General features: G+C 45.0%; 14 protein-coding genes. 2 read left to right on the top strand and 12 right to left on the bottom strand.

Going from position 1 to position 12,014, the window contains the following annotated elements:
* Positions 1-25 precede the first annotated feature (25 nt).
* The 8 genes from ACVC9U_RS03930 to sppA all read right to left on the bottom strand — a co-directional run bounded on the left by ACVC9U_RS03930 (position 26) and on the right by sppA (position 6,598).
* The gene (locus ACVC9U_RS03930) at positions 26-544 is read right to left on the bottom strand and encodes a MogA/MoaB family molybdenum cofactor biosynthesis protein (protein WP_075752489.1); all 519 of its coding nucleotides are present in this window, start codon (positions 542-544) and stop codon (positions 26-28) included.
* A gap of 98 nt (positions 545-642) precedes the next feature.
* Complete coding sequence (locus ACVC9U_RS03925; protein ID WP_441390138.1) at positions 643-1,830, bottom strand: acetate kinase; 1,188 nt, start codon at positions 1,828-1,830, stop codon at positions 643-645.
* A 229-nt stretch (positions 1,831-2,059) separates the two neighbouring features.
* Positions 2,060-3,046: a class I SAM-dependent methyltransferase gene (locus ACVC9U_RS03920; RefSeq protein WP_003184373.1), complete on the bottom strand. Its 987-nt coding sequence runs from the start codon at positions 3,044-3,046 to the stop codon at positions 2,060-2,062.
* 85 nt (positions 3,047-3,131) lie between these two features.
* Positions 3,132-3,635: a thiol peroxidase gene (gene tpx / locus ACVC9U_RS03915; protein WP_011198194.1), complete on the bottom strand. Its 504-nt coding sequence runs from the start codon at positions 3,633-3,635 to the stop codon at positions 3,132-3,134.
* A gap of 145 nt (positions 3,636-3,780) precedes the next feature.
* Positions 3,781-4,239, bottom strand: a complete 459-nt coding sequence (ytfJ, locus tag ACVC9U_RS03910; protein ID WP_441390137.1) for a GerW family sporulation protein — start codon at positions 4,237-4,239, stop codon at positions 3,781-3,783.
* Between the two features lie 12 nt (positions 4,240-4,251).
* Positions 4,252-4,935 (bottom strand): DUF2953 domain-containing protein, encoded by a 684-nt coding sequence (locus ACVC9U_RS03905; RefSeq protein WP_044789834.1) that lies wholly within the window; start codon positions 4,933-4,935, stop codon positions 4,252-4,254.
* Between the two features lie 121 nt (positions 4,936-5,056).
* Positions 5,057-5,575 carry an RDD family protein gene (locus tag ACVC9U_RS03900; RefSeq protein WP_003184381.1) on the bottom strand — a complete coding sequence of 173 codons (519 nt, stop codon included), beginning with the start codon at positions 5,573-5,575 and terminating at the stop codon, positions 5,057-5,059.
* A gap of 15 nt (positions 5,576-5,590) precedes the next feature.
* Positions 5,591-6,598, bottom strand: coding sequence for a signal peptide peptidase SppA (sppA, locus tag ACVC9U_RS03895; protein WP_003184383.1), 1,008 nt, complete (start codon positions 6,596-6,598; stop codon positions 5,591-5,593).
* A 192-nt stretch (positions 6,599-6,790) separates the two neighbouring features.
* On the opposite strand from sppA, the gene ACVC9U_RS03890 reads away from it, so the two are divergent.
* On the top strand, positions 6,791-7,588 hold the full coding sequence (locus ACVC9U_RS03890; RefSeq protein ID WP_009329373.1) for an NAD kinase: 798 nt from the start codon (positions 6,791-6,793) through the stop codon (positions 7,586-7,588).
* Positions 7,589-7,727: 139 nt separating this feature from the next.
* Positions 7,728-9,158: an IS1182 family transposase gene (locus ACVC9U_RS03885; RefSeq protein ID WP_016886315.1), complete on the top strand. Its 1,431-nt coding sequence runs from the start codon at positions 7,728-7,730 to the stop codon at positions 9,156-9,158.
* A gap of 36 nt (positions 9,159-9,194) precedes the next feature.
* On the opposite strand, the gene ACVC9U_RS03880 is transcribed toward ACVC9U_RS03885, so the two are convergent.
* The 4 genes from ACVC9U_RS03880 to ACVC9U_RS03865 all read right to left on the bottom strand — a co-directional run bounded on the left by ACVC9U_RS03880 (position 9,195) and on the right by ACVC9U_RS03865 (position 12,014).
* On the bottom strand, positions 9,195-9,830 hold the full coding sequence (locus tag ACVC9U_RS03880) for an HlyD family secretion protein (RefSeq protein WP_441390136.1): 636 nt from the start codon (positions 9,828-9,830) through the stop codon (positions 9,195-9,197).
* A gap of 2 nt (positions 9,831-9,832) precedes the next feature.
* Positions 9,833-10,927, bottom strand: coding sequence for a hypothetical protein (locus ACVC9U_RS03875; protein WP_441390135.1), 1,095 nt, complete (start codon positions 10,925-10,927; stop codon positions 9,833-9,835).
* A complete protein-coding gene (locus ACVC9U_RS03870) occupies positions 10,915-11,448 on the bottom strand; it encodes an MFS transporter (protein WP_441390134.1) in 534 nt (177 codons plus the stop codon). The genes ACVC9U_RS03875 and ACVC9U_RS03870 overlap by 13 nt, the downstream gene beginning before the upstream one ends.
* A gap of 137 nt (positions 11,449-11,585) precedes the next feature.
* The gene (locus ACVC9U_RS03865) at positions 11,586-12,014 is read right to left on the bottom strand and encodes a MarR family winged helix-turn-helix transcriptional regulator (RefSeq protein WP_003184392.1); all 429 of its coding nucleotides are present in this window, start codon (positions 12,012-12,014) and stop codon (positions 11,586-11,588) included.

Below are 12,014 nucleotides of genomic sequence, written 5' to 3'. Positions count from 1 at the left end.
CGTTCAGCCGGAGGGCTTTCCGGCTTTATTTTTTCATATCTTTTCTCAGTTCTCTGATGACATGGGCAAGCTCAGGCACAATCAGCTTTGACATTGCAAGCTTAACCGCCCCGCTTGAACCCGGCGTTGCAAACACGGCTTTGTTTTGAATAACACCCGCTGCAGCTCTCGAAAGGATCGCAGCCGCTCCGATATCCTCAGTATAACTCAGCATGCGGAATATCTCTCCAAACCCCGGAATTTCTTTCGAAAAAAGAGGAACGATTGACTCGATTGTTACATCTCTAGAGGCAATGCCCGTCCCTCCGTTTAATAGGATGGCATCGATCCGGTCATCAAGACAGCCTTCCAGCACAGCTTTTTGAATCATTTCCTTTTCATCCTTTACAATCTCATAGGAAACGATCTCATGACCGGCTTCCGCTAAAAACTCTTTCATAAGTCGGCCGCTTTTATCTGTGGCTTCCGTTCTTGTATCGCTGACGGTAATGACTTTGCAGTTGACGCGGTCAGGCGCTTCTTTTTTATGCTCCTCAACACTCATGACTAGACAGCCTCCTTTATACAGTCTTTTTTCATTATAAAGGGGAAAATGTATAAAAAAACAGCCCTCCTTGAAAAGAGAAGGCTGTTTTTTTATTTTTAGTGTGCCAGTCTGACGACGTCTCTTGCAATCATTACTTCTTCATTCGTCGGAATGACGATGACTTTTACAGGCGAATGCGGATAGCTGATAAACGCTTCTTTTCCGCGGACGTTATTCAAGGCAGGGTCCCAATAGACGCCCATGAATTCCAAACCATGAAGAACGCGCTCTCTGACTTCAACGCTGTTTTCCCCGATGCCGGCAGTGAAAATAATCGCGTCTACTCCGCTCATTCGCGCTGCATAAGAACCGATGTATTTATGAATTCTGCTTGCGAATACTTCGAGTGCTGTTTCCGCACGTTCATTGCCTTCTTTAGTTGCTTCAACGATATCGCGCAAATCGCTTGAGAATCCAGAAATACCTAAAAGACCGCTCTTCTTATTGAGCGTGTTCAGGACTTCGTCGGCTGTTTGACCCGTTTTTTCCATAATGAACGGGATAAGCGCAGGATCGATGTTACCTGAACGCGTACCCATCGCTACACCTGCAAGCGGTGTGAAGCCCATTGATGTATCGATTGATTTACCGCCTTCAACAGCTGCGATGCTCGCTCCGTTTCCAAGGTGGCAGGAAATCAGGCGAAGTTCTTCAATCGGACGGCCAAGCAGCTCTGCCGCGCGTTCAGTCACATATTTATGAGATGTACCATGGAAACCGTATTTACGGATGCCGAATTTCTCATAATATTCATATGGCAGACTGTACAGATAAGATTGTTCCGGCATCGTTTGATGGAATGCCGTATCAAAAACGGCCACGGCAGGAACATTTGGAAGCACTTCTTTAAACGCTTTAATTCCGACCATATTGGCCGGGTTATGAAGCGGTGCAAGCTCTGAAATCTCTTCGATCTCATGGATCATTTCATCCGTCAATAAAACGGAGTCGCTGAACTTTTCGCCGCCGTGTACGACGCGGTGACCGATTCCGTCGATTTCATTTAAATCCTTGATAATGCCAAATTTTGTCAGTTTATCCAGCAGCATTTTTACAGCTACGGAATGATCCGGAATATCTGTTGTCTCAGTCTTTTTTTCGTCGTTGACGGAAATCGTGAAGATGCCGTTATCCAGCCCGATTCGCTCAACAAGGCCTTTTGTCAATACTTTTTCGCTGGGCATTTCGAACAGTTGAAATTTCAGTGATGAGCTTCCAGCATTGATTGCAATAATTTTGGACATAAAATGACGCTCCTTTTTACCTATAGTCCGGTGACATTATGTTCAACCCGGAACATAAAAAATATGTATAAAATCGTTCTTAGTAAATTCAAAAAATATCTGCCTTTCTCATTTAAACACTCAAAAGAGTGCATTTCAAGTCACGATCCGACATGTTAACGCTTTCACTAAGAAATTATTATTTTCTGAATATAAAAATAGATCAGAGAATATATCTTCTCTGATCTGCTTATCTTTTTTCAGCCTGGAACCAGCTGTCGAGTTTGGCTGTCATGTTCAGCATCGCATCCTGATTGGCGAATGACGGGACTTGCGCGAGCAGAACCTGTTTAGGCGCTTTCGCCTGTTCCCCATGCTTTTGTAAAACCAAAATGCTCTTCGCGTGTGCTTCATCTTTGAAAATGGACAGCGGAAGCTGAAGCACTGCATTAATATGCGCATTGTTCTTTAAAAAGGTACGCAGCTTTTCGCTTTGACCGCTTTCAAACAAATGGTTCGGAATCATAAAAAATAAATAGCCGCCCGGTTTCGTATAGGTCAAGCTTTGTTCAATAAACAAATGGTGTGAAAAAGAGTGGCCTTCATCTGCCTTTAATTCGAAAGCGCGCGCACTTTCGTCATCAGGATAATATCCGACAGGAAGATCGCAGATGACCGCATCGGCATGTTCCATAAAAATCGGCTGCAGGCTGTCCTGGTTAAAAAGCTCGATTTCCTTTTCCTGCAGGTTTGCCTGGACATAGGCCAGCTTGATCAGGACGTCATCAATCTCTGAGCCGAACGCTTTTCCCGCTTCCTCAGCCAGCTGGTTCAAAACGGCAAGCAGCAGGTTTCCAGTGCCGACCGCCGGATCAAACAGCGTCAATCCTTTTTTCCGCTCCATAAATTTGTTCACAAGATATCCGATAAATAATCCGATCGTATCGGGCGTCATCTGCCTGTTCGGATGAGGAATATCTTTCTGGCCTTTCAGTATGGCAAGCTGGAAGGCTTTCCGTATCGACTCATGACTGCACTCTGAAAAGCGCGCACGGCCGATCAGATCCTTCACCTTTTGTTCGGCTTCTTCGGAAAGCCCACGGTCCGCAGAACCTGTAAAGAATGCCTCTCCGGCTTCCGCCAATCCTTCTATGTAAGGGATCTGCCGATCGCGTGCGATGACTTCCGCTCCTTTGTCAAGCCATTCATAAATCGTTTCGACTGGATAGTTTTGCATGATGATGTCTCTCCTTATCAAAAAATCAAAGCCATGAAAAGAGCTCCGGCAAGATGATCACCTGGAGCCCTTTTATGAGTCGAATTTACTTAACGAGTGATTTGGCAGCTTCGATGGCTTTGTCGTAGTCCGGATGGTTTGTCGCTTCGCTGACGTATTCAGTGTAGACAACTTTTCCGTTTTCATCTAAAACAAATACGGCGCGGGCAAGCAATCTCAATTCTTTAATGTAAACCCCGAATGCTTCCCCAAAAGACATCTCCCTGTGATCTGACAATGTTTCCACATTTTCAATTCCGTTTGCTCCGCACCAGCGCGCCTGTGCAAACGGCAGGTCAGCGCTGATCGTATACACTTTCACCGAACCGAGGCCTGCGGCTTCTTCGTTAAAGCGGCGGGTCTGTGCGTCACAAACACCTGTATCGATAGACGGAATCACCGAAATAACCGCCGGTTTGCCTTTGATGTCCTGAAGTGTGACTTCCTCAAGCGAATTGGACAAAACCGTGAAATCAGGCGCCTGGTCTCCGACTTTCACTTCTGAACCCACCAGTGTCACCGGGTTTCCCTTAAATGTAATTGAAGCCATCATCATTCCTCCTTCATTTATGTATGACTCTACTATAAAAGAGTTTAGGACAAACTGCAAAGCTTAAGTCCGGCAGAGACAAAAAAAGTTAACTGCTGCAGGAACAGTTAACTTCTGGGACTCTGTTGCCGGAAAGCCGGGGCTTTTAAAAAGGAGGCGTCTGGTTTTGACGGTTCATATTTTGCTTCTGCTTATCGTTTTTCTTAAACATATGCTGAATCCGTTCGATCGTTTGCGGAGCTGAGTCTAAAATCTTATCGATGACGTGCGTGTTTTCATCCAAATGCAGTACTTTAACGCCTGATGATCCGACAATCAAAAAAGCAATCGGCGTAATCGATACGCCTCCTCCGCTTCCCCCGCCAAACGGGAGCTTCGATTCTTTTCGTTCGCGGTCTCCATCGCAAGCTTTGGATTCGGCCGGTTTATTGCCGCCGAACTCGCTTCCGCCAGCCGCAAAGCCGAATCCCACTCTGGAGACGGTTAGGATGACGCTGCCGTCAGGTGTTTCCACAGGATCTCCGATAATGGTATTGACATCAATCATTTCTTTTAAGTTTTCCATTGCGGTTTTCATCAAACCTTGAATTGGATGTTCAGCCATATTCTATTCCTCCTATACTGATGAATCATTCTTTGTTGAACCTGACAGATTTTTTGGCAGCTTAAATAAGCCGCGCATTTTCCCTTTCCAGTTCACCACGATTCTGAAAGCTGCGGTTATAGCATGTCCAACCCGAAAATGGAATATACATGTCAGATGCGTTTTGGAGGAACGGCTGTTAAAGGCTGGAATCACCTCGTATTCCGGCTGGCTGTCAAAGCAAAAAAGCTGATGCAAGAGAGCCACCGTGCCGGCTTTCAGGGACCAGACGCCGCCTGTGACAATCCCGGTTAAAGCCGCGTCAGGAAAGCCGAGGACAGAGGTCCATTCGAGCTTCGTGACGTGAATCCGCTTCATAAACCGGCGGATGATCGGCTGCATATTGATGATCTGTTCCACCAATTTTTTGATTTGCTTCGTACTATCGAACACTTCCCGATAGCCGATTTTTCTCCTCTTTTTATCTTTTTTCAGAGCCGAATTCGTCTGTTCTTTCACATCAACGGTCATATCCTCCTGGTTGATTTTAATCACCGGAATCTCCCTTTTAATGCGCAGAAGGCCAAAAGCCGTCCGAACTTTGACGGTCAGCCGGTCGTCATCGTCTGTATGAAGATACTCGATCGCTACGCGGATTTTCATTATCATCAATGCTGCCAAAAGAATGAATACTCCCGCAATCCATATGTAAATCATGATTTCACTTCCTCTTATACTAAGCATTATAGGAAGAAAACTGGAAAAATAAACATAGCCGGAATTCCGCCGATACAAAGGAATAAAAAAACCCGGCAGTCTTCAGCCGGGTTTAAAACTCTCAGTCTTTTTTTCGATACAGTTTTTCATGGATAACCGCAGTGTCCGCAAAGAAATCGTGAATCCCTTGTTTCTTAGGCGAAAACGCTGCTACGAGATACGTAATATATAAACTGTTGATATAGCGGCCGATAAACTCCCTAAACAGGACCACATCCCATGTCAGCCCTTTTTCCGGGACAAGCGACACGACCTTCAGCCCGAATACCATCTTGCCCAACGTCTGTCCGAAATACTTCGTCATCAGGACAAAGTAAGCAAAAAATACTGCCGCCGTCACAAAAGAATAAAGCGAAAAGGTGAAAAACCCTGATTCTTTAGGGAGGTTCAGCAGGCTGAAAACGGGTGAAACCGCTAAGTTGTTGATGCTGCCGATAACAACCCCGTCAAGCAGAAAAGCAAACAGCCTGATCCAAAAACCGGCATAGGCATGCTCTACATGCGGGGCCGATTCTTCCCTGGAAACGCCGACATTCGGCGATAATTCATTATGATCCTTTCCATCATAAGTCACATCCATTTTTTCGGTCCCCTCCTATTTGGCATATAAATACATGAGTCTCGGTGCACCGGATTGAGAAATCGCTTCTTTAATGTTTAAGAAATCAGCTTCGCTTTTAAACATCTTATTTGCAGTCATTGAAAACAGCGAGGCAAGGCCGGCTGATTCTTCATAGCTGACAACAGATGCGCCGGCAAGGTTTTTGTGGTCCTTTTTCATCGCTTTGACCGCATCTTCATAATAGCCGAGCTCATCAATGAGATGGTTCTGTTTCGCCTGGCGGCCGTCATAGACACGTCCGTCGGCAATTTTTTTCACGTCATTTTCGGACATGCCGCGCCCTTCGGCAATAACATCTACAAACCCTTCGTACGCGTCATCGACCATTGACTGCATGATTTCTCTTTCTTTTTTCGTCATATCGCGCGTCGGTGACATGATATCTTTAAACTCACCGCTTTTAATCGTCTCCGTTTTTAATCCAAGCTTCTCTGCAAGCTTGCTGTAGTTAAGGCTTTCCATGATGACCCCGAGTGAACCCGTCAGCGTGTCAGGCGCTGCAAAGATTTTGTCGGCAGGCGTTGAAATGTAATAGCCGCCGGACGCAGCCATCGATCCCATTGATACGTAAATCGGTTTTTTCGTATCTTTTTTGATCTCTTCAAGCTTCTTATGTATCTCAGCGCTCTCGTATACTCCGCCACCCGGAGAATTGACGCGCAGAACAATGCCCTTTACGGCAGAATCGTCTTTTGCTTTTTCAAGCATTTGCAAAAACGATCTGTGGTTGTAGCCTTCAGAGCTGAACAGGCCTGAAGCGCCGCCATTGTCGGAAATCGTTCCGTTCACTTCAAGAACGGCGATTTTTCTTGAGCTGTTTCCTTGTTCAAGCACCGTTTCTTCCTGGGTGTCATTGAGGCCAAACTGCATCTTTCCGTCATTCCCCATCGTGTCAAATACTGCAAGCAAAAGGCTCATCACCGCAGATAACGCAAAAACGCCCAGCGCGATGACAAGTGCGATCCATCTTTTCGCATTCATTTTGTCTGTTCTCCTCCTTTGAATAAAAAAGCTGCATGTCTTAGTACGTATATGAAGAGAAAAAGTTCATTATGATGCCGCTTCATATACAAGAAGTTTTTGGACATGGTAAACTAAGGGTCACAGGTCATTTTAACATATATGTTAGATGGCAGAAAAATCTAAACTTAACAGACAAAGGGGAGAATGATTGTGACAGACCGCCGAAACATTTATTTCTTTTACAAAAAAAGCGAAGAAACCGACGAGCAGTGCAAAAAACTGAAACAGCTTGCCGAAGAACACGGATTTCGCGTCGTTCACCATCACAATGAAGCCAATATTATCGCAAGCATCGGCGGCGACGGGACATTTTTGCAGGCTGTTCGAAAGACGAACTTCAGGGATGACTGCCTGTACGTAGGCGTGGCCAAAAAGGGGAAAGCTCATTTGTATGCGGATTTTAATATATATGATACCGATAAAATGATTGAAGCGACAAACTCGGAGCAAATCGAGGTCAGAAAATATCCTCTGATCGATGTAACCGTTGACGGGACCAGCTTTCAATGTCTAAATGAAGTATCCATCCGTTCAAGCATTATTAAAACATTTGTAATGGACGTCTATATAGATGATCTTCATTTTGAAACATTCCGGGGGGACGGAATGATCGTGTCCACTCCGACCGGAAGCACCGCTTATAACAAATCGGTTGATGGGGCAATCGTTGATCCGCTGATTCCATGCATACAGGTGACAGAGCTCGCTTCATTGAACAACAACACATACAGAACCCTCGGCTCGCCGTTTATTTTAAGCGCGGATCGAAAGCTGACATTAAAAATCGTCCAGGACGGGAACGACTATCCGATCATCGGCCTTGATAACGAAGCCTTCAGTACGATGAATGTGAAAGAAGTCGAAGTCAGCCTCTCCGGCAAGATGATCAAAACCATTAAATTAAAAGATAATTCGTTCTGGGAAAAAGTAAGGCGCACATTTCTATAATTTTGAAAACCTTTTCATTAAAAAAGAGCAAGACGATCGTCTTGCTCTCAGCTTGTCGACAAAGTCACAAAAAAGTGGCTTGATCGACAAGCTTTTTTTGTTAAAATGTGTGTGGAATCTAATTTTTGGAGGTTTTACCATGTTGACCAAACACTCTAAAGATCAGCGTGAACAGCTTGAAGTCGTTGCCTTAAGTGAGCTTGTACCTGAAGACCATTTGGTCAGGAAGATGGAAGAAGCCATTGATTTTTCATTTATTTATCAAAAAGTTGCCCCTCTTTATTCTTCAAAAGGGCGTCCAAGTATTGATCCTGTTGTACTGATTAAAATGGTGCTCATTCAATACGTGTTTGGTCATCGCTCCATGCGCGAAACCATTAAGCGAATCGAAACTGATGTAGCCTATCGCTGGTTTATTGGATATGGATTCTCTGAAAAAATCCCTCACTTTTCAACCTTCAGTAAAAACTATGAACGTCGCTTTCATGACACAGACCTATTTGAAACAATCTTCTATAGGATTTTACGTCAGGCCATGGATCTCGGCCTCGTCGATCCTTCGGTTGCCTTCATCGACAGCACACATGTCAAAGCGAATGCCAATAAGAAAAAGTTTGTGAAAAAGATCGTAAGAAAAGAAACAAGAGCTTATCAGGAACAGTTAGATCAAGAAATTAATGCCGATCGCGAAGCCAACGGCAAAAAGCCCTTAAAGCCCAGGCAATGCTCAGAAGAACGAGAAATAAAAGAAAGTACAACAGATCCTGAGAGCGGCTATTTTGTAAAGGGTGAACGGGAACGCCTTTTTGCTTATGGTTTTCATACAGCTTGTGACCGGAACGGATTTGTGCTGGGGACGGTTGTTGAGCCTGCCAATATTCATGACAGCCAAGTGTTCACGACCCTGTTTCAACAAGTGAAAGAGCGCGTCGCCAAGCCTCATACGGTCGCAGTTGATGCCGGATACAAAACACCGGTTATCGCAAAATTTCTTCATGAAGAAAACGTTCGCCCTGTTATGCCTTACACGCGTCCGCAAACCAAAAAAGGATTCATGAGAAAACACGAGTATGTTTACGATGAATTTTATGATGTCTATATCTGCCCGCAAGACCATATTCTCTCCTATCGCACAACCAATCGGCAAGGTTATCGAGAGTATGCTTCAGATCCAAATCGATGTAAACAATGTCCATTACTACATACGTGTACAGAAAGTAGAGATCATCGAAAGATGATTCACAGACATATCTGGCAGGATCATTTAGACGAAGCTGATCATCTTCGGCATACGGAAGAGAATAAACAAATCTATGCCAAACGTAAAGAGACGATCGAACGAGTTTTTGCCGATTTAAAACATAAGCATGGCTTGCGCTGGACAACCTTACGGGGAAAGAAAAAATTGTCCATGCAGGCGATGCTTGTTTTCGCTGCCATGAATCTGAAAAAGCTGGCGAATTGGACCTGGAAAGGTCCTAACCGCCAGCCTTCTGATCGAAATAATAGAATAAAATGGACAAAAACAGGTCGGATTTTTAAAATCCGACCTGTTTTGTCAACGGTCTGAGAGCAAGACGATCGTCTTGCTCTTTTTTGCGAATGCCTATAACGAAATTTTCACTTCCGCATTCATGCCGGGAAGCAATTTGGCGCACGGATTTTGAATCGAAATCTTGACTTGAACTTTCTCGGTGACTTTCGTATAGTCTCCGCTTTGGTTCATTTCCGGAAACATTGAAAATACCGAATCTGTCGCATATCCGATCTCTTCGACCTTCCCTTCAAACGTTGTATCAGGGTCCCCGTCGACTTTGATGTCCACTTTGTCGTCTTTTTCGATATCGCGTAATTCCGTTTCTTTAATATGAGCCGTAATATATATGTTATCCATATCGGCAGTTTGACCGATGACAACCCCCGCATTTACGATTTTATGATTGACGGCTGTATTTTTGACCAGTGTTCCGTCGGAAATGGCTTTGACAGCTACCGACTGCTGCCCGTCCGATATTTTTCCGAGGTTGTCGCCGTCTGATATATGGTCGCCTTCTTTTGCATCCCAGCCGCTTAATTTTCCGGAAGCAGGCGCCGTTATTTTTGTCATATTTGCGGAAACCCTTGCTTCATCCGTCGTGACATAATGTTTATTTTGATAATAGTAATATCCGCATACAGCGACAAGCGCTAAAGTTGCGATAATACCAATCATATTGATGATCATCAAACGTCCTTTACTCATGTTTATCCTATCTCCTTTTGTTGACTTGCTGAAGGGTCTGGCAGGCGAAGGCGCTTCTGAACGAGCGATCTTCCTTTTCCGGTCGCTGCCTTTCCAATTGAAGCCGCAAGCATGATGATGCTTAGCCAGAGCAGTATCGTAAACAAATCGTGATATGCGCCAAGGGCTGAAGCTTTTCTGGCATTTGCAACAATCGTATAGGCCGCCATGTTCTTCGCATCACCAACAGAAAGCCCGCTGCTGACAAAATCACGAATCATTTTTGACAATTCCAGCTGAATTTCAGGATCAGCTTCACTGATATGTCCTCTTATCATCTCGTAGTGCACCGCATTCTTCATTGAAGCAAACCAGCCGATCACCGGTGCAGCCCAGGCACCGGCGAAATTGCGGATAAAGTGAAGCGAAACCGAGCGTTTTGAAGCTTGGTGAATATCTCCGGCAAGCGCCGTGCCCAGCGCTCCCGATACCAATACCATGCTGACGCCGCTGCCCAGCAAAACAGCATGAAGATATAACGACTCCATCGAAACACCGGGTTGAACCGATCTCCATTCCATACCGACGATGATCATTTCCAAAGCGCCGATACAGCCGAGCAATCCGGCGCCAAAATGATCATACAAAAGCGTGCTGAGCACGGCAGTAGCTAAAATCCCTGCGAAAAAACACAAATAAAAGCGTGTCATGCTTTCAAAAGAAGCCTCTGCAATGTTTTCCAAAAATCCGTTTATCCCGGCAAGGGAAACAATGATTGCAATGTGTGAAGCAACGGCCATGACTGTCCCGGAAACAGCTTTTGCGGACCACAGTGAACGAAACGGCACAAGAGGTTCCCGGGCGCGCAAGTCTGTAATGACAAACAACGCCAAAATGATGAATCCGGCCAAAAAGAACGGCCACACATAAAAAGAATGAACACCCGTCTTCTGCAAATTGATAAGCGGCACCGTCAAAACAACCATGAGCAATGAGAGCATAAAAACGCCCGTCTTATCAATCGAATGATGCTCCCGCTCATCCGCTGCTTGTTTCGGCAAAGAAAAGAAGCCGATCACAAGGCAAAGGACAGGCGAACAAATATTTAATATAAACACCCAGCGCCATGCATCCGCGCTGAGTAACCAAAAACCGCTCCGATGGCAGAAGCGCCGAACAATCCGCTAATGACGAAAAACAAAAACAAATTGCGGACCTTGTTCGGAAACGAAATCAATTTGACAGGAAGAATCGTCAAAAATAACATTCCGGAGCATAATCCTTGTATCACCCTTCCGATAAGAAGCGAAAACAAGCCTGCTGAAAATGCGTCGATCAGCGAGCCGCATAAAAATAAGGTGATGAGTGTCAGGTAGCTGTTCCGAATGCCGAACCTCCTTGAAAATATACGTCCAAGCGGAACACCGAGAGCAAAAGCAAGATTTGTCAAAATGGACGGAATCCGCATATCGTCCGGTGACAAATGAAGTCCGTTTTGAATGACGACTTGACTGAGCGTATAGGAAAGATTAAGAAAATATTGCGGCCCAATGGCCAGTATCGTTAAAACCGAAATGATCAAATACTTCGGAATGCCGATTTTTTTAGAGCTCGGGATCGCCACATCAGATTGACTCATAAGCGCTCCTCCTTTAGTTATATATTTCATATCACAAGTTGTATTATGCAAGTTAAATTATACATCCTTCCCGCAATAAATCAACCGAAAGAAAAAGAAAAGGCTGATGATCGTCTGACCAACCAGCCTTTAGCCGCTTATTTGCTCCACTTTTTAAAATCCTGATTCAGTCTGATCAAATGGGTTTCCAACGTGTTCAGTTCTTCTGTTGTCCAGTCTTGAAGAACCTCCGTGTATACATGATAGCGGGCCTTTTGCACTTTTTTCAGAGCATCAATGCCCTCCGAAGTCATCTCCACAAGGCTGATCCGGCCGTTGTTGGGATCAGGAAAACGTCTGATGAGCTTTTTCCGTTCCAAGGCTGAAACTTGTCTGCTTGCTGTCGACAGATTCAGCATTAAGGTTTCAGCCAGCGAGTTGATGGCGAGAGGACTTTGCTTATCAAGCTCGCTTAACAGCAGATATTCCGAGCGGTCCAGACTTCCAAAGCGCGGGCTGTAGGCCGTCGTCAGACGGACCAAAAGCGCGATTTCTTTCTCTATGTTTCGGAGTGAGTCATGACCCAA

The sequence above is a fragment of the Bacillus sp. GM2 genome, from assembly GCF_056155945.1.
This window is presented reverse-complemented; position numbering and strand designations above follow the sequence as displayed.

Bases quoted from the DNA above. Each gene is read 5' to 3' on its own strand.
- ACVC9U_RS03930 (WP_075752489.1), bottom strand. From the start codon at position 544: ATGAGTGTTGAGGAGCATAAAAAAGAAGCGCCTGACCGCGTCAACTGC.
- ACVC9U_RS03925 (WP_441390138.1), bottom strand. From the start codon at position 1,830: ATGTCCAAAATTATTGCAATCAATGCTGGAAGCTCATCACTGAAATTT.
- ACVC9U_RS03920 (WP_003184373.1), bottom strand. From the start codon at position 3,046: ATGCAAAACTATCCAGTCGAAACGATTTATGAATGGCTTGACAAAGGA.
- tpx (WP_011198194.1), bottom strand. From the start codon at position 3,635: ATGGCTTCAATTACATTTAAGGGAAACCCGGTGACACTGGTGGGTTCA.
- ytfJ (WP_441390137.1), bottom strand. From the start codon at position 4,239: ATGGCTGAACATCCAATTCAAGGTTTGATGAAAACCGCAATGGAAAAC.
- ACVC9U_RS03905 (WP_044789834.1), bottom strand. From the start codon at position 4,935: ATGATTTACATATGGATTGCGGGAGTATTCATTCTTTTGGCAGCATTG.
- ACVC9U_RS03900 (WP_003184381.1), bottom strand. From the start codon at position 5,575: ATGGATGTGACTTATGATGGAAAGGATCATAATGAATTATCGCCGAAT.
- sppA (WP_003184383.1), bottom strand. From the start codon at position 6,598: ATGAATGCGAAAAGATGGATCGCACTTGTCATCGCGCTGGGCGTTTTT.
- ACVC9U_RS03885 (WP_016886315.1), top strand. From the start codon at position 7,728: ATGTTGACCAAACACTCTAAAGATCAGCGTGAACAGCTTGAAGTCGTT.
- ACVC9U_RS03880 (WP_441390136.1), bottom strand. From the start codon at position 9,830: ATGAGTAAAGGACGTTTGATGATCATCAATATGATTGGTATTATCGCA.
- ACVC9U_RS03870 (WP_441390134.1), bottom strand. From the start codon at position 11,448: ATGAGTCAATCTGATGTGGCGATCCCGAGCTCTAAAAAAATCGGCATT.